The sequence below is a fragment of the Sphingomonas sp. PP-CE-3G-477 genome (genome assembly GCF_003050745.1).
Taxonomy (GTDB): Bacteria; Pseudomonadota; Alphaproteobacteria; order Sphingomonadales; family Sphingomonadaceae; genus Sphingomonas.
Genome location: NZ_QAOF01000006.1, coordinates 67161 through 89868, shown reverse-complemented (window position 1 = coordinate 89868; position 22708 = coordinate 67161). Strand labels below are relative to the sequence as shown.

The following is a 22708-nucleotide window of genomic DNA, read 5'->3' as shown; positions in this document are numbered from 1 at the left end:
TTTCCACGCTTAACTCGCTGCTTACCCTTTGCGATCTAGGACGGTCGCACGATTTGCCCCGGAAGGCCTGCCATGAAGACCTGTCTTGTCGTCGATGATTCGAAGGTGATCCGCAAAGTCGCGCGTCACATCCTGGAGACGCTCGACTTCACCGTCACCGAAGCCTGTGACGGCCGCGAGGCGCTGGCGGCCTGCATGGCGTCGCTGCCCGACGTGATCCTGCTCGACTGGAACATGCCGGTGATGAGCGGGATGGATTTCCTGCGTGCGCTGCGTGAAGCCGATGTGCCGCGCCGGCCCAAGGTCGTGTTCTGCACCACCGAGAACGGCATGGCCTATATCCGCGCGGCGATCGAAGCGGGCGCGGACGAATATGTGATGAAGCCGTTCGACCGCGATACGCTCGAATCGAAGCTCCAGATCGTCGGCATGGCCTGAACCGAGGCGCCACGGTGACGATCCGGCCCCTTCCTGTCTCGCGGTACTCGGATCGCGACGGTCTCGACACCGCGCAGGTGTTGATCGTCGACGATTCGGTCGTCGCCCGCGCCGTCATCGCGCGGATGATCGATGCGAGCGACCGCTTCTCGGTGGTCGGTGCGGTCGGCAACGTCGCAGCGGCGCTCGAGTTTCTAGGTCGGGCGATGGTCGATTTCATCCTGCTCGATATCCAGATGCCGGGGGTCGACGGACTGACCGCACTGCCGTCGCTCGTTGCGGCGGGGCGGGGGGCCAAGGTGCTGATCGTGTCGTCGACCGCGGACGAGGGCGGGGCCATCGCGGTCCAGGCGCTCGCGCTGGGTGCGGCCGAGACGCTTATCAAGCCGGCGGCGGGAGCATTGTCCGGCCGGTTCGGATCGATGCTCGTCGCCAAGCTCGAAAAGCTGAGCGAGCGACCCTCGCCGATGCCGGCTGCGGCGTTGGTGCGTCCTGCTCCCCAGTCTAACGTACGCTCGACGCGCGAGAGCGACGAAGCTCCGACGCGGCAGATCTCTAGCAGCGCGGACTATGACATCGTTGCGATCGGCGCCTCGACCGGTGGCATCCACGCACTCAGCCAGATGTTCCGCGCGCTGCCCGCTGGGTTCCGCCTGCCGATCGTCATCACGCAGCATCTGCCGGCGTCGTTCATGCCGTATTTCGCGGCGCAGATCGCGCTGCTTGCCGGTCGTCCGTGCGAGGTCGCGGTCGATCGGTTGCGGATTAGGCCGGGCCGGATCATCATAGCGCCGGGCGACGCACATCTGAAATGCGTCAAGCTGTCCGATGGCGGTGCTGCGTTCCGGCTCACGCACGAACCGGTCGCCAGCGGCTGCATGCCCTCGGTCGATCCGATGCTCGGCTCGCTCGCCGATGTGTACGGCGCACGGATGCTGGCGATCATCCTTAGCGGGATGGGCCGCGATGGGGCCGAGGGCGCGCGGCGGGTTCACGAGGTCGGCGGCTGCGTCGTTGCGCAGGATCAGCAGAGCTCGGTCGTATGGGGCATGCCGGGCGCGGTCGCGGCTGCTGGCGTGGCGGACGCCGTGCTGCCACCGGACGCGATCGGCCGCCTCGTCGCATCGCGCCGTCGACCATGACGCACCGTGATCTTCCGACTTCCTCCACGGCATCGCAGACCGCGATCAGCGTGTTGACCGCATTGCTCGAGGCACGGACCGGTCAACAGATCGCCGCCTATCGCTCGTGGCGGCTGGATACCGCGCTGAAACCGTTGTTGCGTGCGCGCAAACTCGACACGCTAGACCAGCTCGTCACGCAGTTGTTGCAGGGCAGCGATCGGCAGATCGGCGACTCCATCGTCGATGCGCTCGTCAACCAGGAGACGTCCTTCTTTCGCGACGCGCTGGTGTTCGAGATGCTCGCGGAGGCCGTTACGGACGTCGAGCAGGATGGCCGGCGCGCGCGCATCTGGTGTGCAGGCTGCTCGACCGGTCAGGAACCGCTGTCGCTTGCGATGCAGTTCGCCGAGCGTCGCGAGACGAGCGGTGCGTCGATGCCGGAGATCGTCGCTACCGACGTCTCCGATGCGGCGATCGTTCGCGCGCGATCGGGCCGGTTCTCGCAGTTCGAGATCCAGCGCGGGCTGCCGGTTCGTCGGATGATCCGCTGGTTCGATACGACCGGGACCGACTGGGTCGCCAAGCCGGAACTGCTCGCGCTGGTGACGTATCGTCGGATGAACCTCGTCTCCGACCAGCCGCCGCCGGGGCAGTTCGACATCGTTCTCTGCCGCAACGTGCTGCTCTACCTGTCGACCAACACCAAGGGACAGGTTTTCCCGAAGATCGCCGCCGCGCTCAAGCCGGGTGGCATGTTGGTGATGGGTGCGGGCGAGACGGTGATCGGCCAGACCCGCGTGTTCGAGCCGAGCAAGCGCTTTCGCGGCTTCTACGAGACGCCGATCGAGGCGAGGAGCTAGCGCCATAGCGTCGAGGTTCCGTGACACCGGACCCCGTTCGCCATAGGAGCCGGGGTCACTCACCGGATTTCACCATGCGCGCGTTTTTCGTACCCATTCTCGCAGGAGGCTCTCTTGGCGACAGGCTGTTGGCCTGCCTCGGAGCGCTGATCGGCATTGCGCTGACGAGTGCGATCAGCGCGTCGTTCGTCCATCCGCACGGCAGCGTCCTGCTGATCGCGGCGCCGATGGGGGCCGCCGCAGTTCTCGTGTTCGCCGTGCCTGCAAGTCCGCTCGCACAACCCTGGCCGGTCATCGGTGGGAATGTCCTGTCGGCGCTGGTCGGCATCGTCGTGGCAAGACTGGTTCCCGTGCCCGAGTTCGCCGCGGCGATCGCAGTGGCGGGCGCGATCCTCGTGATGTCATTGACGCGGTCGCTACACCCTCCGGCGGGGGCGGTCGCGCTGACCGCGGTCGTCGGCGGCCCCGCCGTGTTGCAGGTGGGGTTCGCGTTCGCCGTCGTGCCGATCGCACTCAACGCCATCATACTGACCGCGTGCGGCATTCTGTTCCACCGGTTCTCCGGCCACAGCTATCCACATCGCGCGATACCGGTATCCGGGAAGCCGCTGATCCCGGACGAAGCGACGCCGCACCCCGAGGATCTGGACAAGGCGCTCGCCGATCTCGGCGAAACGCTCGACGTCAGCCGGGAGGATCTGGATCTGTTGTTTGGCCGTGTCGCGTATCACGCGGTGCACCGACGAACGCGAAGTATAAGCGGCGATCCTCCAGGACGCGTTGCTTAGCTGACCCCAAGATCCGCTGGACCGAACGCGTCGGGCAGCAATTCGGACACGGTATAGGTGCGGATCGCATCGCCTTCCGCCGCTCCGCAATGCACCGGCAGGTCGCGGCCGCCCATCTGCGCCGCTTCGTTGATGACCTGGCGACAGCGCCCGCATGGGCTCACGGGTGATGTGCCGGTCGCGCGGCCGTCGGCGTCCATCGCGCCGCCGATCACGCCGATCGCGACGATATCACGCAGCCGCCCCGCCGCACTGGCGGTGGCGATCGCGACCGTCTCGGCACACAGCGACAAGCCGTAGCTCGCATTCTCGAAGTTCGCGCCGGTGATCACCGTGCCGTCGTCGAGCAGTACCGCGGCACCGACCGCGAACCGCGAATAGGGCGCGTGGGCGTTGCGCGCGGCGTCACGCGCTGCCGCTACGAGTTGTGTTGCTTGATCAGTCATGATGCCACCACGTCCCAATTCACCGGTCCTTCGATCCCGTCGATGCGGCGGAAATCGCTTGCGCGCCACATCCGCCACGGCCGCGCGGTGTAGTCGGGCTTGAGGATATTCTCCACCGCCCATAGCGGCCGCGGCACGGCATCCGACAGCGTGTACGTCGAATCCACCGCCTTGCTGATCCGCAGCATCACCGGCTGCCGGGTGTGCGTCTCGACCATCGTCACGAACTGCGCGATGTCGGCGATCAGCGTCGCGCGATCGGGTCGCGCGGTGCAGTCGTCGTGGAAGGCGATGTCGACCGCGGTCGGCAATGCGTCCGACGTCCGCGGCACGAAGGTGTTGAACGCGTTCGCCTGCTCGTCCGCGCGCTGGCACAAGGAATAGACGTGGACCGCGCCGCGTCGCAGGCCCGCGTCGGGCAGCGCCGCCCAATTCGTCTCGAATGCCGGATCGCGCCGGTCGGTACCTGACGTGGCGACGATATAGGCGAAGTCGGCGCCGCTCGCGCGCACCGTGCCCCATTCGACGGGGCCGGGGTTCTCGGCGAGGTCGATGCCCTGCAGCGGGTAGTGTTTGACGTCGGGGTGCCAGCCGGTCGCGGCGGTCCAGCCGCAGATACCGACAAAGCCGGTCGCGGCGAGCGCGGCCGCGAATTTCAAAAGTGCGTGAGCCATGGGTCTTCTAGTTGCGGATGTGGAGGACGCAGATCAGCGTGAACAGCCGTCGCGCAGTGTCGAAATCGACCTCGATCTTGCCGTCGAGGCGCTCCTTGAGCAGCTCGGCGGCTTCGTTGTGGACGCCGCGGCGCGCCATGTCGACCGTCTCGATCTGGGCGGGAGAGGATTGCCGGATCGCCTGGTAATAGCTGTCGCAGATCGAGAAATAATCGCGGATCGGCCGGCGGAAGCGCCCGAGCGCGAGCACCAGCGTTTCCAGATGCGTATCGTCCTCGCGGTGGATATGGATGCCGAGGCGGCCTTCCTCCGACTGGAGCTTGATCTTGTACGGCCCGGCATAGCCATCGGCATAGGCCCGCTGCGGGGCGAAGTGATTGCCCTCGATCAGGTCGAAGATCGCGATCCGCCGCTCCTGCTCGACGTCGGGCGAGCGCCAGCCGAGACTGGTCTCGTCGAGTTGCACGTCGATGATCCGCGGGTCGGCCATACCGGTTCGATAGCGGGGGACATTCGCCCTGTCACTTATCCCCAGCATTCCGGCGCGAGTAGCTTGGACGAGGACCCATGCATCGCGTAGGTGCAGGGGATGGCAACTCTCGCATTCCCCGTTCCCGCCGTGGCTGAGCCGCAGCAGCTTCCCCGCAACGTCGAGGCCGAGGCCGCAATGCTCGGCGCGATGATGATCGACAACCGGCTCGCGGACGATCTTGTCGACAAGCTCGAACCGGGGCATTTCTTCGAGCCCGTTCACGGGCGCATCTTCGCGGCGATCAAGACGCTGCGCGGCAACGACATGCTGGTGACGCCGGTGACGCTGCGGCCGATGTTCGATGCGGATGAGGGTATGCGTGAGCTTGGCGGACCGGCGTATCTGGCTGGACTCACCGGCAGCGGCGCCGGCCTGATCGGCGCGCGCCAGTTCGCGCAGCAGATCTACGACCTCGCGATGCTCCGCGCGCTCGTGTCGGTCGGTCGCACGCTCGTCGATCGCGCGATGGATACCTCCGAGGAAGTCAATCCGCGGGCGCAGATCGAACTGGCCGAGGAGGAGCTGTTCAAGGTTGCGGCCGACGGCGGCTCCGAGAACACGGTGAAGTCGTTCGCGCAGGCGACCACCGCGGCGGTCAAGATGGCCGAGCGCGCGCTGAACTCGGGCGGCAACCTGTCGGGCGTCACCACCGGCATCGATTCGATCAACGCGAAGATCGGCGGCATGCATCACAGCGATCTGATGATCCTCGCCGGCCGTCCGGGCATGGGCAAGACCTCGCTCGCCACCAACATCGCGTTCAACGCCGCGCGGCGCTGGATGCGCGACATGGCCGACGGGATCGCGCCCAAGGATTCGGTCGGGGCGAAGGTCGCGTTCTTCTCGCTGGAAATGTCCGCGGATCAGCTGGCGACGCGTATTCTTGCCGAGCAGTCGCAGATATCGTCCGAATCGCTGCGCATGGGTAAGATCAGCCGGACCGAGTTCGCACAGCTCGCCGCCGCCGCCGCGGAACTGGAGAACCTGCCGCTGTTCATCGACGATACCGGCGGTCTCTCGATCGGCGCACTGCATACGCGCGTGCGCCGGTTGCAGCGCCGGCATAACAACGAGATCGGGCTGGTGGTGGTCGACTACCTCCAACTGCTGTCGGGGTCGGGCAAGAGCAAGGACGGCAACCGCGTCCAGGAAATTTCCGAGATTTCACGCGGGCTGAAGACGCTGGCGAAGGACCTCAACGTGCCGGTGCTGGCGCTGTCGCAGCTGTCGCGTGCGGTGGAATCGCGCGAGGACAAGACGCCGATGCTGTCGGATCTTCGCGAATCGGGGTCGATCGAGCAGGACGCCGACATGGTCTGGTTCGTGTACCGCGAGGACTATTACGTCGCGTCGAAGGAGCCCAAGCGGCCGGCGGAAGGGGATAGTTCGAAGATCTTCGAGGACCACGCGTCGTGGGCGGCGGAGATGGAGCGGGTCTACGGCTTGGCGGAGCTTATCATCGCGAAGCAGCGCCACGGTGCGACCGGCAAGGTCCGGATGAAGTTCGATCCGACGATCACGAAGTTCTCGGATCTCGCCGAGTATTGAAGCCATCGTGTCCCTCTCCCCTCCGGGGAGAGGGAAGGGGCCCGCCGCGCTTGCGGTGGGAAGGGAGAGGGGAGTGTGGCTCGGGACCTGGATGCCGCCCCTCTCCCTTCCGTCGCCAAGTGGCTCCTCCCTCCCTCTCCCCGTAGGGGCGAGGGAAAGTAGTCAGATCATCGGGTCATAATCGGTGGGGGCGTGGATGCCGCATTCGACCTTGTCGAAACTCCGCCACCGCCCCGCACGCGGGTCTTCGCCCGGTGCAACTTTCGTCGTGCACGGCGCACACCCAATCGACAGATAACCCTGAGCTTCCAACGGATGCCGCGGCAACTCATGCTCGGCGAAATACGCGTCGAGCTTGGCCTTGTCCCAATCCGCCAGCGGGTTGATCTTGAGGCGCCCCTCATCCTCCTCGAACCGCGGCAAGGCAGTGCGGGTCCCCGACTGAAACCCCTTCCGCCCCGAAATCCACGCATCGAACGGCGCCAACGCCCGCCGCAACGGCTCGACCTTGCGCAGATCGCAACACCCATCTGGATCGTACGACCACCGCAACCCCGTCTTGTCCTTGATCGCGAGCAACCGCGGATCGGGACGGAACACGCGCAGATCCGTAAAGCCCAGCTTCTCGGCCAGTTCGTCACGATAGGCCAAGGTCTCGCCGAACATCTTCTGCGTATTCGTGAACACCACCGGCACGTCGACATCGACCTGCGCGACCATGTGCAGCAGCACCGCCGACTCAGCGCCGAACGACGACACCGCCGCGATCCGCCCGCGCAACTCGCCGACCAGCAGCTCGAACAGCATCTCCTGAGCGGAGACGCCTTCGAACCGCTCCTGCATCGCCATCGCATCGGCGCGCGTGAACGCCGGCGTGACGTCGATCATGTCGAGTCGGCGCGCGGGCTCACCCATGGCGCAGCTTCCACACCGGCACCGCGCCGTCCGCCGCCTTCTGGTACGGCGTATCGTAGCGCTCCAAACTCGCGCGCAACACGTCGATATCGATCGGTGCTTGTGGTGCGAAGCTGTCGAACCCGCAGCGCCGCATCAGCGGAATCTGGTCGACCAGGACGTCGCCCTGCGCACGCAGTTCGCCGGTATACCCCGCCTCGCGGAGGATCCGCGCGGACGAATAGCCACGGCCATCGCGATAGCCGGGAAAGCTCACCTCGATCAGCGCAAGCTGGTCGATCTGCGGCAACAGCGCGCGGGCATCGTCGCCCGCTTCCAGGCGCACGGCGGCCGCGTTGCTCTGGCCGATGAACGAATCGAGCGTCACGGCCGGCTCGTCATGCGGCTCGTCGTCGCGGAAGCGGAGCAGCGTCTGGTCCGGATACTCAACCATAGATCGCCTCCTTGAACGTCTCGAAGCCGACGCGGCGGTAGGTATCGAGGAAGCGTTCACCGGGGTCGCGGACCTGCAGATACCGGTCGGTGACACGCTCGATCGCGTCGACCACGCCGTCCTCCGAGAAGCCGGGGCCGGTGATCTTCGCGAGGCTTACATCCTCCGCGCCCGAGCCGCCGAGCGAGAGCTGGTAATTCTCGGTGCCCTTCTTGTCGACGCCGAGGATGCCGATGTGGCCGGCATGGTGGTGCCCGCACGCATTGATGCAGCCGCTGATCTTGAGCTTCAACTCACCCAGATCGCGCTGGCGATCGAGGCTGCCGAACCGCGTCGCGATCTTCTGCGCGAGTGGGATCGAGCGCGCATTGGCGAGGCTGCAATAATCGAGACCAGGGCAGGCGATGATATCGCTGATCAGGTCGAGATTGGCTTCGGCTAGCCCCGCCTCGTTCAGCGCCGACCACACCGCGTGCAGGTCGGCGATCCTGACGTGCGGCAGGACGATGTTCTGCGCATGCGTGACGCGCAGTTCGTCGAAGCTGTAGCGCGTGCCAAGGTCGGCCATCACGTCGATCTGGTCCGCCGACGCGTCGCCGGGGATGCCGCCGATCGGCTTCAGGCTGATGTTGACGATCGCATAGCCCGACTGCTTGTGCGCCTTGACGTTCTGGTCGAGCCAGACCGCAAAGTCGGGATCGCTGCGGTCGATGTCGGTCGAGGCATTGGCGTCGAAATCGGGCGCGCCGAAGTGGCTGGTAATGCGCTCCAGCTCGGCCCGCGGAGGATCGAGGCCGAGGCCCTTCACCGCGGCGAATTCCTCCTCGACCTGGCGGCGATATTCGTCGGGGCCGATCTCGTGGAGCAGGATCTTGATCCGTGCCTTGTAGATGTTGTCGCGCCGGCCGTAGCGATTGTAGACGCGCAGGCACGCCTCGAGATAGCTCATCAGGTCGTCGGCGGGGACGAAGTCGCGGATCTCGTGGCTGATCATTGGCGTCCGGCCCATGCCGCCGCCGACGAAGATCTTCGCGCCGAGTTCGCCGTCACGGACGTGCAGCCCGATGCCGATATCGTGGAGGCGCATCGCCGCACGATCCTCGTCCGCGGCGATCACGCAGATCTTGAACTTACGCGGCAGGTACGTGAATTCCGGGTGGAACGTCGACCATTGGCGGATCAGCTCGGCCCAAGGACGCGGATCGGCGACCTCGTCCGCGGCGGCGCCGGCGAACTGGTCCGAGCTGATGTTGCGGATGCAGTTGCCGCTGGTCTGGATGGCATGCATCTCGACCGTCGCCAGCTCCTGGAGGATGTCCGGGGTCTGGTCGAGCTGGATCCAGTTGAACTGGATGTTCTGCCGCGTGGTGAAATGCCCGTAACCGCGATCGTACTTCCGCGCGATGTGCCCGAGCATCCGCATCTGGCGCCCGTCGAGCGTCCCGTACGGCACCGCGACGCGCAGCATGTACGCGTGGAGCTGGAGGTACAGACCGTTCATCAGCCGCAGCGGCTTGAACTGGTCCTCGGTCAGCTCACCCGAAAGGCGGCGGCGGACCTGATCACGAAACTCGTCGACGCGCTGGTCGACGATCGCCTGGTCGTATTCGTCGTATTTATACATATCAGATTACCCAGCTGCCGGCGTTAGGGTCGGCGGGTTTGAGGGTCAGGTCGGGCCGCATCGTCGGGCCCAAAGCGCGGATGCGGTCCTTGATGTGGGCGGGGCGGGGGCCTTCGTCCGTCTGCGTTGCCTCGATCAGATAGGGCACATTGACGCGGCGCGCGCCTTCCTCCGCCTGGAGGATGGCTTCACCGGCGACGCCGACGTCCGCCGCGTCCTCGATGTGACGCGACCAGCCATTGCCGGTCCACCAGACGACGTCGCCGGTGGGAAGGTCGTTTCCGGTCAACAGCTTCATGCGGCGGCGTCCTCTGCTACGCGGGCCCAGCGGGCGAGTTTATCTTGTGCGTCGGACAGTTCGACGACTTCGCCGACGACGATGATCGCGGGGCTCTTCACCGCTTCCCGCGCCACCATGGCGCCGAGGTCGGCGAGTAGCGTCCGGATCGCACGGCTGCCCTGCAACGTGCCGCGCTCCAGCACGGCGACGGGCATATCGGGCGCAACGCCGTCGGCCATCAGCTTGTCTGCGATCTCGGTCGCCGTAGCGATGCCCATGTAGATCACGAGCGTGCGGCCCTGGCCGGCGAGCCCCGACCAGTCCTGCTCGGTCAAACCCTTGCACTGGCCCGCGACGAAGCTGACTGCGCTCGAATGATCGCGGTGCGTCAGCGGCAGCATCGCTTCGGCGGCACAACCGAGTGCAGCCGAGACGCCAGGAACCACTTCGACGGGGAGACCCGCAGCGCGAACCGCCTCGACCTCCTCGCCGCCGCGGCCGAACACGAACGGGTCGCCACCCTTGAGCCGGATGACGATCGCGCCGGTCTTCACGTGCGCGATGATCAGCGCGTTGATCGCCTCCTGCGGCAGCGTGTGACGCGCGCGCTGCTTGGCGACCGAAATCCGCTGTGCGGACGGCGGCGCGATGTCGAGCACGCGCGGGTCGATCAGCCCGTCATGCACGACGACGTCAGCGGTCTTCAGCGCCTCGACCGCGCGGACGGTCAGGAGGCCGGGATCGCCCGGGCCCGCCCCGACGAGGATGACGCGCCCGCGGGCGGTGGGGTCTAGGAGGCTTGCCATGCGACCGGAGATGGGCGGATGGGCGCTGCGCTGCAACCGAATGATGCTTTGGCGGGAGGTAGGATTGCTTTCCGTGGCGGGGTATGTTGGTTGTCGAAGCGACTGATCCTCCCCCGCTAGGGGGAGGTGGCTGGCTCTTGCCAGACGGAGGGGGGAGGGCGGCGATAACCTCTGCTCCGTGTCCTCCCCCTCCGTCGCTTCGCGCCACCTCCCCCTGGCGGGGGAGGATCGAAAGCAATCAGCCGTCGGCTAGGCCGATCCCGATCGACGCGCGGGCGCTTTCGGATTCGCTGCTGACGACCGGGTAGGCGCAGTAATCCGCGGCGTAATAGGCGCTCGGACGGTGGTTGCCGGACCAGCCGATGCCGCCGAACGGGGCTCCGCTCGAGGCGCCATTGGTGGGCTTGTTCCAGTTGACGATGCCGGCGCGGATGTTGGCCCAGAAGCGGTCGTAGAGCGCGGGGGTCTGGCTGATGAGCGAGGCGGACAGGCCGTAGCGCGTGTTGTTCGCCTCCGCGATCGCGGCGTCGAAATCATCGACGCGGACGACCTGGAGGATCGGCCCGAACAGCTCGATATCGGGCCGATCGGCGATGTCGGTGACGTCGACCAGCGCGGGCTTGAGGAACGGCAGGTCCGCGACCGGGCGTTCGAGATGGCGGATCGGGCGGCCGCCGCGCGTGAGTAGTTCGAGGAAGCTTTCGCTGAGTTGCTCGGCGGCTTCGTTGTCGATCACCGGGCCCATGAACGGGGCCGGGTTGGCGTGCGGTTCGCCGACGATGATCCGGCCGACCATCTTGTCGAGCGTGGCGATCAACGGGTCGTAGAGCTTGGTGTCGACGATCAGCCGGCGCGCGGCGGTGCAACGCTGGCCAGCGGTGGTGAAGGCCGATTGGATGATCAGCACGGCCGCGGTGTGCAGGTCGGGCGTATCCCAGACGACGATCGGATTGTTGCCGCCCATCTCGAGCGCGAGGATCTTCTCGGGCTTGTCGGCGAACGCGCGGTTGAGCGCCAGGCCGGTGCGCGCCGAGCCAGTGAACAGCAGTCCGTCGATATCCGGATGCGCGGCGAGCGCCTTGCCCTCGTTCGGGCCACCGATGACGAGACGGATGCATTCGGGCGGCACCCCTGCGGCGCGGAAGCACTCGACGAGGAAGGCGCCGACGGCGGGTGTTTTTTCCGACGGCTTGAAGACGACCGCGTTGCCCGCGATCAGCGCGGGGACGATGTGGCCGTTGGGCAGATGCGCGGGGAAGTTGTACGGTCCGAGCACGGCCAGCACGCCGTGCGGCTTGTGACGGACGGCGATCCGCGAGCCCATCGTCGCTTCGAGGCGGCGCTGCGCGGTACGGTCGGCATAGGCGCTGACCGAGATGTCGACCTTGGCGATGACCGTCTCGACTTCGCCGCGCGCTTCCCAGATCGGCTTGCCGGTCTCGCGCGCGATCAGATCGGTGAAGGCATCGTTGCGCTGCCGGACGATGTTGGCGAAGCGCCGCATCGTCTCGATCCGGAAGGCGAGCGGTTTCGACGCCCAGCTCGACCAGCCGGCGCGCGCGCAGGCGACCTCCGCGTCGACGTCGCCGACCGGATGGCGCCAGAGGACCGCGCCGGTGGCGGGTTCGTGGGAGATGATCTCGTCGGACATGGCGCTGCTCTTGCCTTGATTCGCGATGAGTTTCCACTGGTCGTGCAAAAGGCAGGTCGACCGGCAATACTCGTTCCCCCGCGGAGGCGGGGGCCCAGGGTTACGAACGTTGTCCTGTGAGATCCTGGGCCCCCGCCTCCGCGGGGGAACCATTAAGCTAGCGCTTCGCCCATGCAGCGGATTGCCGCTACCTTCTCGTTCAACAGCGTCCAGTCGTCATGGTCGGCGATCGGGGCCCAGATTGCCTCCACTTCGTCGATCAGCATGCTGCACGGTTCGCCCGACCAATACGCGTGCGAGCGGTCTTTCCGGGGTTGGTACGCCGCGAGCGCGGCGCGGACTTCGGTCCAGGGTTCGGCATAGGTGTCGGGCAGCTCTCCGCCGAACGCGTCGAAGAAGAAGCGGTCGATGCCGATGCCGGAGGTGCGGAGCGCGCGCTCGGTGGCCTGGACGAGGTTCTGGTCCGTCTCGGGATCGCGGGGGCGGACGCCGAGGCGCCAGAGGATCGCCTGCATGACTTCGGGTTGGTAGCGCGGGCCGAACTGGTCGAGCGCGGCGACCAGTGGGTCGCTCTCGGCGATCTGGCGGAGCGCGACGGCGAGTTGCATCACGTCCCAGTGGATCGCCTCGGGCTGGCGGCCGAACGCGTACAGTCCCTGGTGGTCGAAATAGGCGGCGGTGAAGGCGGGGTCCCAGGTCGGGGCGAACCGCCACGGGCCGTAGTCGAAGCTTTCGCCGGTGACGTTGATGTTGTCCGAATTGAGCACGCCGTGGACGAAACCCGCCGCCATGTAGCGCGCGGCGAGGTGCGCGGTGCGGCCGACGACGAGGTCGAGCAGGCGGACCGGGTCTTCGCTGTCCTCGTCGTAGAGGTTGCGCAGCGTGTAGCCGACGAGTTTGCGTAAAGCCGCTTCGTCGCGGTGGTAGGCGAGGCGCTGGAAGCTGCCAATGCGGACGTGGCTGTGATTGAGGCGGACCAGCACCGCGGAGCGAGTCGGGCTGGGTTCGTCACCGCGCTGGAGTTCCTCGCTGGTCTCGATCAGCGACAGCGTCCGCGAAGTCGGCACGTTGAGCGCTTCCAGCATCTCGGTCGCGAGGATTTCGCGCATGCCGCCCTTGAGGGTGAGGCGGCCGTCGCCTGCACGGCTCCACGGCGTCTGGCCGGATCCCTTGGTGCCGAGGTCCATCAACCGGCCTCGGTCATCTCGCATCTGCGCAAAGGTGAAACCGCGGCCGTCGCCGAGATCGGGGTTGTAGTTGCGGAACTGGTGGCCGTGGTAGCGGAGCGCGAACGGCTGGGGGAGTGTGCCGGGGAGCGGCTCGAACCGGCCGAAATGGCGAGTCCATTCGTCGTCGGTGAGCGCGTCGAGACCGATTTGCGCGGCGGCGCGATCGTTGCGGAAGCGGGTTCGCGTCTCGGGGAAGTCCGCAGGCGCGACAGGATCGAAAAAGCCGTCGCCGAGGTCGAGGAGCTTTGCTTCGGGGCGATAGGCTTGCGGGGAGATAGGCATGCGGCGATATGGTGGCCGCTACCCGAAGGACGCAACCATGGCCGCTTACGAAAACCTCTATTGGTGGTCCAACGACGGGCTGAGGCTCCACGCGAGGGACTATCCGGGCGGTGCGGAAGGCCAGCCGCCGATCATTTGCATGGCGGGGCTGACACGTAATGCGCGCGATTTCGATGCGCTCGCGGCAAGGCTGGCAGGGCGCTGGCGCCTGATCGCGGTGGATTTTCGCGGGCGCGGCGAGAGCGCGTATGCGAAGGACCCGATGTCGTACGTCCCGCTGACGTACGTGCAGGACGTCGAGGCATTGCTGACCGATCAGGGTATCGATCGGTATATCGCGTTCGGCACGTCGCTGGGCGGGATCGTGATGATGCTGATGGCCGGGCCATCGCGCGGTCGGATGATGGCGGCGTTGCTCAACGACGTGGGGCCGGAGATCGACGCGCAGGGGCTGTCGCGAATCCGCGGCTATGTCGGCAAGGCGAGCGTCTTCCCGACTTGGATGCATGCAGCACGCTGCGTTTCGGAGAACAACGCCGACGTCTATCCCGACTGGCAGATCGGGGACTGGTTGGCGATGGCCAAGCGGCTGTATCGGCTAAACAGTTCTGGGCGCATCGTGCTCGACTATGATCTGAAGATCGCCGAGCCGTTCCGCGTGCCGGGGAACGAGGCGGGGCCTGACATGTGGCAGGCGCTGGGTTCGCTGCGCGACGTGCCGACGTTGATCGTGCGCGGTGGGCGCTCCGACCTGTTGTCGGCGGCGACGGCGGAGCGGATGGCGGCGTCGCTCGACCAGGCCGAACTGGTGACGGTGCCGGGTGTCGGCCACGCACCGACGCTGAGCGAGACGATGCTGCAGGAGCCGATCGACGGGTTGCTGGCGCGCGCGCTTGAGGGGGCGGCGATCCGCGCTTAGGGGAGGTCGGCGCGCAGTGTTTCAACGTGCGTTTCGCCGCCAATCTGCTGACAAGCCGGGATACTTGATGACCGAACTCTCCGACGCCCACACCACTGTCCGCCCGCTGAAGGGCCGCCGCGCGATCATTACCGGGGGGACCACCGGGATCGGCCGGGCAATCGCGGTGCTGCTCGCGGCCGAGGGTGCGACGGTCTATATCTGCGGGCGCGACGAGCGGTATCTGCAGGACGCGCTGGCGCGTATCCGCGAAGTCGGCGAGGGCGACGGGATGGTCACCGAACTCGCCGATCCCGACAAGGTCCGCGCGTTCTTCGACGCGGGCGAGGCGTATCTCGGCGGGTTCGACATCACCGTCGTCAACGCGGCGGTCGCAGCGGGCGGGCTGACGCAGATGAGCGAGGACGAGCTCCGCTATGCGATCGCGGTCGACTTCACGGCGTACCTGCTCAGCGCGCACCATGCCGCGCATCGGATGAAGCCGATCAGCGACATCGTCATCATCGGTTCGCTCAGCGCGCATATCCTCGGGCCGAGCTCGACGGTGTATGCCGGGGTAAAGTCCGGAATCGCCGGCTTCTCGGAGGCGTTGCGGCGCGAGCTTGGGCCGAAGGGGATCAAAGTCTCGCTGGTCGAGCCTGGCAAGGTCGGCTCGAACATGCAGTATCCGGACGTGCCCGACGAAAAGCAGCGCCAGATGATCGAGGCGGAGCAGATGCTGCGCGCGGAGGACATCGCGGTCGGGGTGGAGTTCGTGCTGACGCAGCCGACGCGGACCGTGATCCAGCAGATCGTCATCGTCCCGCGGGCGCTGGAGGGGGAATAGGCGCCGACTAGCTTCCCCAATTCCGTTCGTGCTGAGCGAAGTCGAAGCACCTTCGCTCGGAGCACGCCCTTCGACTTCGCTCAGGGCGAACGGAGATAGGGTGGCGAACAAAAAGGGGGAGGGCCAAGGGGGGCGATGAAAGATTAGATACCTTAGGAGAATAGCATGTTCGATCAGCTCGTCTTCACCCCCGCCGACATCGACCTGTCGCGCTCGCCGCTGGCGGGGAAGGTCGGCGCGGAGACCTATGTGCTCGGCGCGTTTAACCCGGGAATGACGCGGCTGGCGAACGGCAATCTGCTGCTAATGGTGCGCGTGGCGGAGGCTCTGCGGCAGCCGATCAAGAACGGCAACGTCCATGCGATCCGCTGGCAGGACGGCGCATACCTGCTCGATGCGTGGCCGTTGCAGATGGTTGATACGAAGGATCCGCGCAAGTTCCTGATCCCTGGGGGCGGGTGGAAGGTGATGGCGTTGACGTCGTTGTCCTGGTTGCTGCCGGTCGAGCTGGACCCCGAGGCACGATCGGTCGTTGCGGTGCATTACGACAAGGCGATCGCGCCGCGGACGTCGTACCAATGCTATGGCGTCGAGGATGCGCGGATCTCGAAGGTTGGGGATCGGTATTTGATGACCACCTGTTCGGTGAGCCCGGAGCGGCATTCGACGACGTTGTATTCGTCCGCCGACGCGCTCGACTGGCAGCTCGAGGGGATCGTGCTCGATCACCAGAACAAGGACATGCTGATCTTCGAAGGGCTGATCGACGGGCAGTATTGGGCGCAGACGCGACCGCTCGGCGATCTGTATTTCGCGTATCCGCCGGGCAGCGAATGGCGCAGCGGACCGTCGATCAACCTGTCGCGCTCGCCCGATGCGTTGCACTGGAAGCCGCACGACAAGCCCGGCATCCGCCCGCATTCGGCCACCGTCTCGACCGCGCGGATGGGCGGCGGCGCACCACCGATCCTGACCGATCGAGGTTGGTTGACGCTGTGGCACGGCGTCGAGCCGTCGGGCGTGGTCGGCATCTACCGGACGTACTGGTCGATCCTCGACAAGGATGATCCCTCGATCACGGTGGCGACCGAGCACACCGCATTGCTGGAACCGAACCCCGCGCTCACCGAGCCGCTGAAGGACAGCATGTACCTCGACAACGTGGTCTTCACGACGGGCATCGCCGACGCCGGCGACTTCTACGTGGTGGCAAGCGGCGAGGCGGACCTGGCGTGCCGGATCACGCATATCGGCAAGGACGTGTTCGCCGCCGCCCCGTGAACCGCACGCGATAGCGCTTTCCACGCACCCCCGGACCGCCTAAGCGACGCGTATCCCCGGGGGGCCGCTCATGCGCGGCTGAGAGGTGGGCAGCAGCCCATGACCCGCTGAACCTGATCCGGCTTATACCGGCGTAGGGAGGGTCTGCGGCTGGCCCGTCGTCCCTCCGATTGGAGTGGACGTGACGTTTTTCAGTGCTGGTTTGAGTGTGATTTCCGCTGGGCGCGAGCGCAGACTTCTGGGGCGGGTCGCGCTGTCCCTGTCTGCGACCCTCGCCGCATCGTCGGCCGGGGCGCAAGCGTCCGATCCGGTCGAGCCTGCCGAGATCCGGGTGGTCGGCAAGCAGGACCCAGCCGGTCTGCTGCCCGACCAGAAGGTGCCGCGCGCGCAGAGTGCGATTTCCGCCGACTTCATCGTCAAGCAGGCGCCGACGCTCAACGCGTTCCAGCTTGTCACGCTGTTGCCCGGCGCGAACGTCGCGTCGAGCGACCCGTACGGCCTGTCGACGAGTTCCAGCCTGACGTTGCGCGGGCTCGGCCAGGACGAGATCGGCGTGCTGATGGAAGGCGCGCCGCAGAACGACATTGGCTATTACTACGCCTATCCGTCGCAGTTCGCCGACCCGGAGAACCTCAAGCGTATCACGCTCGCGCAAGGCTCGGTCGATATCGATTCACCGACGCTCGGCGGCGCCGGCGGGCTGTTGTCGCTGTCGCTGGACGATCCGAAGGCGCGCGCCGGAGCGCTCGTCGACCTGTCACTCGGCAGCTACGCGGCCCGGCGTGGGTTCTTCCGCGTCGATAGCGGGACGATCGGCAACACCGGGCTGAAGGCGTTCCTGTCTTATTCGAACACCCGCGCGGACAATTGGCGGGGTGCGGGTTTCGATACACGCCAGCACATCGACGCCAAAATCCTTAACGAATGGGGTGCCGGCAACCGCGCCAGCCTCGCGCTGTCGTATAACGACGCGAACTCGTCGAGCTACCCGAGCCCGACGCTCGCCGAATGGAACGCGCAAGGTCGCGGGTTCAACTACGACAAGCGCTACACGGCAGGGAACACCAACTATTGGCGCCTGTACCGCGCGCCGTTCCGCAACCTCTACGCCTCCGCGCCGGTGCACCTGGTGCTGACCGATCGGCTGGCGCTCGACAGCACCACCTACCTCCAGTTCGGCTACGGCAACTCGCCTTACGGCACGCAGTTGACCACCGAAGGCAATTTCCTTGGCACCGAGGAACTGGCACAGCCGATCGCGCTGCCCGGTGCAGTCGACGGCGTCGCGACCGTGCTCGGCAATTATACCGGCGACCAGATGCGAACCGGCAACGTCAGCAAGCTCACCTTCAGGACCGGCGCACACACGCTCACCGCTGGGCTCTGGTTCGACTACGGCACCGACCGCGTTACGCAGTCGTACACCTCGGTCGACGCCGATGGGCAGCCGTTCGACCGCTGGGGCTATCGTTCGAAGGCAATCCGCACCGCCGACGGCCGCCTGCTCGCCTATGAGAACCAGCGCACCGTCACCGTCACGAAAGGCTTCTTCCTCGCCGACAGCATCGCACTCACGCCGCGGCTGACGATCGACGCGGGGTTCAAGGGCGTCAACGTCCTCCGCAACGGCCGCAACTACCTCCCCGGACCGCAGGACAAGGTGCGCAACGACAGCTTCGCCGCGTTGCCGCGCGCCGCGATCCACTACCGGATCGACGATCGCCAGCAGCTGTTCGCCAACATCACCACCAACTTCCGCACGCCGAACGAGTTCACGCTCTACAACAGTTATGCGGGTGGCGCGGTCGTCGTGCAGGGCACCAACGCGCTCAAGAACGAGTATTCTGTCTCGGAGGAAGTGGGCTATCGTTTCATCGGCGAGCAGTTCTCCGCGTCGGTGACCGGCTTCCACTACAAGTTCCGCAACCGCCAACTCGCGACCGTGCTCGATCAGGGCGGCGCGCAGGTCAACGCGACGCTCAACGCGGGCGGCCAGACTTCGTACGGCGTCGATGCGGAGATCGACTATCGCCCGGTCGCCGGGGTCAGCCTGTATCTTTCCGGCGAATATCTGCGCGCGCGGATCGATGACGACCTCCCAGTCGGCGCGGACTTCCTGCCGACCAGGGGCAAGCACGCGGTGTCCAGCCCGACGGTGCAGTTCGGCGCCGGCGGGATCTATGACGACGGGCGTTTCTTCGGCAGCGTCGCGTCGAAATATATCGGCCGGCAATATGCGAGCTTCATGAACGACGAACGCATCAAGGGGTATGCGACGCTCGACCTGTCGGTCGGCATGCACCTCGCCGACTGGCTCGACGGCAAGCGCACCGACCTGCGCGTCAACGCGATCAACGTCACCGATCCGCACGTCCTCGCCGGTGTGCAGTCGGTCAGCACCAATGCGCAGGACACGATCGGCCGCAACGGCACGGTCATCGCTGGCGCACCGCCCGCTTATTACATCGGCAGCGGCGCGGCGGTCATGGCGACGATCTCGCGGGCGTTCTGAGGTGGCGTCGCAGCCCGCGCATCTGGTCCACGGTATGGGCACCGCGATGGAAGCGCCGACCTGGCCCGCGATAACCGCGGACGAGGCCGAGGCGGTACTCGCCCGCTTCCCGGCGGCAGGACGGATGACCGGTCTGCACTGGCATTCCCCGCGACCATTCTCCGCCGCGACGCTGGTCCACGCGACGCAGGGCGCGTTCTTGCTGAAACGTCATCACGCGAGTGTCCGCTCGATCGAGGGCCTGGCCGAGGAGCACGCATTCATCGCGCATCTCGCCGGTGCGGGCGTTTCCGTTGCCGAAGTGATGGCGACCGCAGACGGCGGGAGTGTAGTTGCGCGCGGCGAGTGGTCCTACGAGCTCTTTCGCGAGGCGCCCGGCGCGGACCTGTACCGTGACAGCCTGTCGTGGACGCCGTTCTTCACGCACGCCCACGCGCATGCCGCGGGGGTCGCCCTTGCGACGCTGCACTTGGCCGCACGCGATTTTATGGCTCCGGCACGTCGCCCGCAACCGCTCGTGGCGAGCTTTACGATCCTGCCCGCAGCCGATCCGATCGCGGCGGCCGAAGTCTATGTCGCCGCCCGTCCGGCGCTCGCCGCATTCCTGACGCCCCGACCGTGGCGGCGGGACCTTGCGAGACTGTTCGGAACGTTGGGCGAGGGGCTTCCCGCGCTGCTGGCGGCGCAAGTGCCGCTATGGACTCACAACGACTGGCATCCGTCGAACCTGCTCTGGGCGGGCGACGGGAGCGTGCGGACGGTGTTCGACTTCGGTCTCGCCGATCGTACTTGCGCCGTTCATGACATCGCCACCGCGATCGAGCGGACCGCGATACAGTGGTTGAAGCTGGGGCAGGGGGATGACGCGGCGATCGCGGACCCGGAGGCCGCGATCGCGATCCTTTCGGGCTATGCGACGATCCGGCCTTTGAGCCGCGCCGACATCGCGACGATCGTGCGCCTGTTGCCGCTGGTCCATCTCGAATTCGCGCTGTCGGAGATCGACTACTTCGCCGGCATCGTCGACGATCCGGATGCCGCAACGCTGGCATGTGACGACTATCTGGTCGGTCATGCCGACTGGTTCCTGTCGGCAGCCGGGCAGGATTTCCTGGAGCGAATCGGCGGCGAGGGTCCGGTCCGATGACGGGGTTCGAAATCATCGCCGTCGTCGTCAGCTTCGCGGGCATCTGGCTGACCGCGACGCGGCGCATGCTGTGCTGGCCGGTCAATTTCGTCGCCTGCGCCCTGTACTTCAAGCTCTTCCTCGACGTTCGCCTGTATGCGGACATGGTCCTGCAGGCGCTGTTCGGGATCGCGATCGTCTATGGCTGGATCGCGTGGGCGCGCGGCAAGGCGGATACCGGCGACATCGTCGTGCGGCCGTTGCATCGCGCGCAAGCCTCCGCCGGGCTGGCGGCCGGTGCGGTCGGCGCGCTCGCGATCGGTTGGTTCATGAGCCGCTACACGAATGCGGCGCTGCCCTGGATGGACGCGGGGCTGAGCAGTTTCAGCCTGGTCGCGCAATATTGGACGGCGCGGCGTCATGCTGCGAGCTGGCTGCTCTGGATCGTGGTCGACGTGCTCTATGTCGGGATGTTCATCGTCAAGGGGCTCATGCTGACGGCAGGCCTCTATGCGGTGATGATCGCGCTGGCGGTCATGGGATATCGGCGTTGGCGAGCCGCGTAGCGACGGTTCGGCGTCACCCTGGTCGCTTGCGTATCGGCGCGGATGATGTCAGCCGAGCGGGCATGATAGTGGACGCCGCAACCCGATGACAGCTCCGACCGAGACACTGCTCGATCTTGGCTGGAACGATCATTTCAGCGTCCAGGTTTCGGATGACGAAACGGCGCAATGCCACCCCGTTCGCGTGATGTCCGTCCACCGCGGCCAGATCGCGGTCGCCGGCGACGGGGGCCAGCGTTTCGTCTCGCCGTACATAGCCGGTGCCTTGCCGACGGACGATCATCCGACCGTCGGCGACTGGCTGCTGATCGACGATCGGACGCTGGAGCCGGTGCGCGTCCTGCACCGGATGAACCTGTTCAAGCGGCGATCACCCGCCGATCCGCGCAAGGATCAGATGATCGCCGCCAATGTCGACACGGTGTTCCTCGTCGCGTCGTGCAACCAGGATTTCAGCGTCGCGCGGATCGAGCGCTACCTCGTTCTCGCGCGCGAGGTCGGGGTGAACCCGGTCGTCGTCCTGACCAAGATCGACCTGACCGATAGCCCTGAGACGTTCGTGGCGGCGGTGCACGGCATCGAGGCGGGATTGCAAGTCGAGGCGATCGACGGTCGCGATCCGGCCAGCGTCGCACACCTCGCGGCCTGGTGCGGCAAGGGCAAGACGGTGGCGTTCCTTGGATCGTCCGGCGTCGGAAAGTCGACGCTCGTCAACACGTTGCGCGGGTCGGAGAGCATCCTTACGCAGGCGATCCGCAAGGGCGACTCGACGGGACGGCATACGACCACCGTGCGCGAGATGCACCGGCTGGAGGAGGGCGGCTGGCTGCTCGACCTGCCCGGCATGCGCGAACTGCAACTGTCGGACGCGTCGACCGGGATCGCCGAGGTCTTCGACGATTTCGAACTGGCGGCGCAGGCGTGCAAGTTTTCGGATTGTTCGCACACCGTAGAGCCGGGCTGTGCGGTCCAGGCGGGGATCAAGGCGGGGACGCTGGCGCCGGACCGGTTCGCGCGCTGGCGCAAGCTCGCGACCGAAGAGAAGGCCAATGCCGCGCGGACTGCCGGGCGGCGGCCGCATTGATGCAGGACCCGGTATCCAGGGACGCGAGCGCAGCATGACACCACGGGAATTGCTGGCCACCGCGATCGTGCCGGGCGGCGGTGAGGAACTGCACCTGTACAGCCGCGGCGGCGACTTCATGATCCTGCTCGATCGTGCCGAGCTGATGAGTACGCGGATGACGGGGTCGGAAGAGGCGCTCGCGGTCATGACCTGCGAACGGCTGGGAAAGCGCCCGCGCCAACGACAGGGACCGCATCTGCTGATCGGTGGGTACGGCATGGGGTTCACGCTGCGCGCGGCGCTGGCGGCGCTCGACCAGAACGCGCGGATAACGGTGGTCGAACTGGTGCCGGAGATCATCGACTGGGCGCGCGGGCCGATGGCGACGCTGATGGCGGGCTGTCTCGACGATCCGCGCGTGACATTGGTGCAGGGCGATGTCGGCGCCGTCATCGCAGAGGCGTCGTCGGCGTACGATGCGATCCTGCTCGACGTCGACAACGGCCCCGACGGGCTGACGCGGACCGATAACAACCGGCTCTATTCGGTACGCGGACTGGTTGCGGCGAAGCGAGCGCTCGCCCCCGGCGGCGTCCTGGCGATCTGGTCGGCGGCACCCGACCCGGTCTTCGTCCGTCGTCTCGCGTCGTCGGGGTTTCGTACCGAGGAGGTCGTCGTGCGGGCGCGCAGCAACGGCAAGGGGCCGCGACACGTCATCTGGTTCGCCACGCCGGCGGATTGACACGCGCCGCGGTATCATCGGCGGGGCTTCGATCGCTATA

23 protein-coding genes and 1 riboswitch are annotated in these 22708 nt (G+C 66.4%); of the genes, 13 read left to right on the top strand and 10 right to left on the bottom strand.

From position 1 onward, the window contains the following. Positions 1–72: 72 nt before the first annotated feature. From C8J45_RS13100 to C8J45_RS13085, 4 genes are all read left to right on the top strand, one after another. Positions 73–438, top strand: coding sequence for a response regulator (locus tag C8J45_RS13100; protein WP_107963606.1), 366 nt, complete (start codon positions 73–75; stop codon positions 436–438). 20 nt (positions 439–458) lie between these two features. Further along, positions 459–1580, top strand: coding sequence for a chemotaxis-specific protein-glutamate methyltransferase CheB (gene cheB, locus C8J45_RS13095; protein ID WP_258191454.1), 1122 nt, complete (start codon positions 459–461; stop codon positions 1578–1580). Next, on the top strand, positions 1577–2422 hold the full coding sequence (locus C8J45_RS13090; RefSeq protein WP_107963605.1) for a protein-glutamate O-methyltransferase CheR: 846 nt from the start codon (positions 1577–1579) through the stop codon (positions 2420–2422). The genes cheB and C8J45_RS13090 overlap by 4 nt, the downstream gene beginning before the upstream one ends. Before the next feature lie 128 nt (positions 2423–2550). Beyond that, positions 2551–3210 (top strand): HPP family protein, encoded by a 660-nt coding sequence (locus C8J45_RS13085; protein ID WP_308811350.1) that lies wholly within the window; start codon positions 2551–2553, stop codon positions 3208–3210. Here the strand turns inward: C8J45_RS13085 and C8J45_RS13080 are convergent. Genes C8J45_RS13080 through C8J45_RS13070 form a run of 3 tightly spaced genes read right to left on the bottom strand, consistent with a single transcriptional unit; the run spans position 3207 to position 4820 of the window. Then, the gene (locus tag C8J45_RS13080) at positions 3207–3656 is read right to left on the bottom strand and encodes a cytidine deaminase (protein WP_107963603.1); all 450 of its coding nucleotides are present in this window, start codon (positions 3654–3656) and stop codon (positions 3207–3209) included. The two genes, C8J45_RS13085 and C8J45_RS13080, sit on opposite strands and share 4 nt — an antisense overlap. Next, on the bottom strand, positions 3653–4330 hold the full coding sequence (locus C8J45_RS13075) for a glycoside hydrolase family 25 protein (RefSeq protein WP_107963602.1): 678 nt from the start codon (positions 4328–4330) through the stop codon (positions 3653–3655). The genes C8J45_RS13080 and C8J45_RS13075 overlap by 4 nt, the downstream gene beginning before the upstream one ends. Before the next feature lie 7 nt (positions 4331–4337). Beyond that, positions 4338–4820, bottom strand: coding sequence for a UPF0262 family protein (locus C8J45_RS13070; protein ID WP_107963601.1), 483 nt, complete (start codon positions 4818–4820; stop codon positions 4338–4340). 99 nt (positions 4821–4919) lie between these two features. Between C8J45_RS13070 and C8J45_RS13065 the strand changes: the two genes are divergently transcribed. After that, the gene (locus C8J45_RS13065) at positions 4920–6410 is read left to right on the top strand and encodes a replicative DNA helicase (protein WP_056063049.1); all 1491 of its coding nucleotides are present in this window, start codon (positions 4920–4922) and stop codon (positions 6408–6410) included. A 162-nt stretch (positions 6411–6572) separates the two neighbouring features. Here C8J45_RS13065 and C8J45_RS13060 read toward each other — a convergent pair whose 3' ends face one another. The 7 genes from C8J45_RS13060 to C8J45_RS13030 all read right to left on the bottom strand — a co-directional run bounded on the left by C8J45_RS13060 (position 6573) and on the right by C8J45_RS13030 (position 13630). Beyond that, a complete protein-coding gene (locus C8J45_RS13060) occupies positions 6573–7325 on the bottom strand; it encodes a phosphoadenylyl-sulfate reductase (RefSeq protein WP_107963600.1) in 753 nt (250 codons plus the stop codon). Further along, positions 7318–7758, bottom strand: coding sequence for a DUF934 domain-containing protein (locus C8J45_RS13055; protein WP_056050673.1), 441 nt, complete (start codon positions 7756–7758; stop codon positions 7318–7320). The genes C8J45_RS13060 and C8J45_RS13055 overlap by 8 nt, the downstream gene beginning before the upstream one ends. After that, positions 7751–9382, bottom strand: a complete 1632-nt coding sequence (locus C8J45_RS13050; RefSeq protein ID WP_107963599.1) for a nitrite/sulfite reductase — start codon at positions 9380–9382, stop codon at positions 7751–7753. Before C8J45_RS13050 ends, C8J45_RS13055 begins: the two co-directional genes overlap by 8 nt. Position 9383: 1 nt before the next feature. Further along, complete coding sequence (locus tag C8J45_RS13045) at positions 9384–9680, bottom strand: DUF2849 domain-containing protein (RefSeq protein WP_107955139.1); 297 nt, start codon at positions 9678–9680, stop codon at positions 9384–9386. Next, on the bottom strand, positions 9677–10468 hold the full coding sequence (gene cobA, locus C8J45_RS13040; protein WP_107963598.1) for a uroporphyrinogen-III C-methyltransferase: 792 nt from the start codon (positions 10466–10468) through the stop codon (positions 9677–9679). The genes C8J45_RS13045 and cobA overlap by 4 nt, the downstream gene beginning before the upstream one ends. 238 nt (positions 10469–10706) lie before the next feature. Next, positions 10707–12119 carry a succinylglutamate-semialdehyde dehydrogenase gene (gene astD, locus C8J45_RS13035; RefSeq protein ID WP_107963720.1) on the bottom strand — a complete coding sequence of 471 codons (1413 nt, stop codon included), beginning with the start codon at positions 12117–12119 and terminating at the stop codon, positions 10707–10709. Between the two features lie 152 nt (positions 12120–12271). Then, entirely contained in the window at positions 12272–13630 is a 1359-nt protein-coding gene (locus C8J45_RS13030) for a protein adenylyltransferase SelO family protein (protein WP_107963597.1), read from the bottom strand. Between the two features lie 37 nt (positions 13631–13667). Here C8J45_RS13030 and C8J45_RS13025 point away from each other — a divergent pair, with 37 nt between their 5' ends. The 8 genes from C8J45_RS13025 to C8J45_RS12990 all read left to right on the top strand — a co-directional run bounded on the left by C8J45_RS13025 (position 13668) and on the right by C8J45_RS12990 (position 22668). Next, positions 13668–14549, top strand: a complete 882-nt coding sequence (locus tag C8J45_RS13025) for an alpha/beta fold hydrolase (RefSeq protein ID WP_107963719.1) — start codon at positions 13668–13670, stop codon at positions 14547–14549. A gap of 67 nt (positions 14550–14616) precedes the next feature. Continuing rightward, positions 14617–15375 (top strand): SDR family oxidoreductase, encoded by a 759-nt coding sequence (locus C8J45_RS13020; protein WP_107963596.1) that lies wholly within the window; start codon positions 14617–14619, stop codon positions 15373–15375. A gap of 165 nt (positions 15376–15540) precedes the next feature. Next, complete coding sequence (locus tag C8J45_RS13015) at positions 15541–16656, top strand: glycosidase (protein ID WP_107963595.1); 1116 nt, start codon at positions 15541–15543, stop codon at positions 16654–16656. Between the two features lie 47 nt (positions 16657–16703). Beyond that, positions 16704–16813: riboswitch (TPP riboswitch) on the top strand. 51 nt (positions 16814–16864) lie between these two features. Then, positions 16865–19168, top strand: a complete 2304-nt coding sequence (locus C8J45_RS13010; RefSeq protein ID WP_374956447.1) for a TonB-dependent receptor — start codon at positions 16865–16867, stop codon at positions 19166–19168. 1 nt (position 19169) lies between these two features. Further along, the gene (locus C8J45_RS13005) at positions 19170–20315 is read left to right on the top strand and encodes a phosphotransferase enzyme family protein (RefSeq protein WP_107963594.1); all 1146 of its coding nucleotides are present in this window, start codon (positions 19170–19172) and stop codon (positions 20313–20315) included. Beyond that, positions 20312–20860 (top strand): nicotinamide riboside transporter PnuC, encoded by a 549-nt coding sequence (pnuC, locus tag C8J45_RS13000; protein WP_107963593.1) that lies wholly within the window; start codon positions 20312–20314, stop codon positions 20858–20860. Before C8J45_RS13005 ends, pnuC begins: the two co-directional genes overlap by 4 nt. A gap of 85 nt (positions 20861–20945) precedes the next feature. Further along, positions 20946–21944 (top strand): ribosome small subunit-dependent GTPase A, encoded by a 999-nt coding sequence (rsgA, locus tag C8J45_RS12995; RefSeq protein WP_107963592.1) that lies wholly within the window; start codon positions 20946–20948, stop codon positions 21942–21944. Positions 21945–21978: 34 nt separating this feature from the next. Continuing rightward, entirely contained in the window at positions 21979–22668 is a 690-nt protein-coding gene (locus C8J45_RS12990; RefSeq protein WP_107963717.1) for a spermidine synthase, read from the top strand. The last annotated feature ends 40 nt before the right edge of the window (positions 22669–22708 follow it).

Excerpts from the sequence above, each read along its gene's own strand:
- rsgA (WP_107963592.1), top strand. The coding sequence starts at position 20,946 with ATGACAGCTCCGACCGAGACACTGCTCGATCTTGGCTGGAACGATCAT.
- C8J45_RS13015 (WP_107963595.1), top strand. The coding sequence starts at position 15,541 with ATGTTCGATCAGCTCGTCTTCACCCCCGCCGACATCGACCTGTCGCGC.
- C8J45_RS13080 (WP_107963603.1), bottom strand. The coding sequence starts at position 3,656 with ATGACTGATCAAGCAACACAACTCGTAGCGGCAGCGCGTGACGCCGCG.
- pnuC (WP_107963593.1), top strand. The coding sequence starts at position 20,312 with ATGACGGGGTTCGAAATCATCGCCGTCGTCGTCAGCTTCGCGGGCATC.
- C8J45_RS13060 (WP_107963600.1), bottom strand. The coding sequence starts at position 7,325 with ATGGGTGAGCCCGCGCGCCGACTCGACATGATCGACGTCACGCCGGCG.
- C8J45_RS13090 (WP_107963605.1), top strand. The coding sequence starts at position 1,577 with ATGACGCACCGTGATCTTCCGACTTCCTCCACGGCATCGCAGACCGCG.
- C8J45_RS13075 (WP_107963602.1), bottom strand. The coding sequence starts at position 4,330 with ATGGCTCACGCACTTTTGAAATTCGCGGCCGCGCTCGCCGCGACCGGC.
- C8J45_RS13045 (WP_107955139.1), bottom strand. The coding sequence starts at position 9,680 with ATGAAGCTGTTGACCGGAAACGACCTTCCCACCGGCGACGTCGTCTGG.
- astD (WP_107963720.1), bottom strand. The coding sequence starts at position 12,119 with ATGTCCGACGAGATCATCTCCCACGAACCCGCCACCGGCGCGGTCCTC.
- C8J45_RS13030 (WP_107963597.1), bottom strand. The coding sequence starts at position 13,630 with ATGCCTATCTCCCCGCAAGCCTATCGCCCCGAAGCAAAGCTCCTCGAC.
- C8J45_RS13050 (WP_107963599.1), bottom strand. The coding sequence starts at position 9,382 with ATGTATAAATACGACGAATACGACCAGGCGATCGTCGACCAGCGCGTC.
- C8J45_RS13070 (WP_107963601.1), bottom strand. The coding sequence starts at position 4,820 with ATGGCCGACCCGCGGATCATCGACGTGCAACTCGACGAGACCAGTCTC.
- C8J45_RS13055 (WP_056050673.1), bottom strand. The coding sequence starts at position 7,758 with ATGGTTGAGTATCCGGACCAGACGCTGCTCCGCTTCCGCGACGACGAG.
- C8J45_RS13100 (WP_107963606.1), top strand. The coding sequence starts at position 73 with ATGAAGACCTGTCTTGTCGTCGATGATTCGAAGGTGATCCGCAAAGTC.
- C8J45_RS13025 (WP_107963719.1), top strand. The coding sequence starts at position 13,668 with ATGGCCGCTTACGAAAACCTCTATTGGTGGTCCAACGACGGGCTGAGG.
- cobA (WP_107963598.1), bottom strand. The coding sequence starts at position 10,468 with ATGGCAAGCCTCCTAGACCCCACCGCCCGCGGGCGCGTCATCCTCGTC.
- C8J45_RS13020 (WP_107963596.1), top strand. The coding sequence starts at position 14,617 with ATGACCGAACTCTCCGACGCCCACACCACTGTCCGCCCGCTGAAGGGC.
- C8J45_RS13065 (WP_056063049.1), top strand. The coding sequence starts at position 4,920 with ATGGCAACTCTCGCATTCCCCGTTCCCGCCGTGGCTGAGCCGCAGCAG.
- C8J45_RS12990 (WP_107963717.1), top strand. The coding sequence starts at position 21,979 with ATGACACCACGGGAATTGCTGGCCACCGCGATCGTGCCGGGCGGCGGT.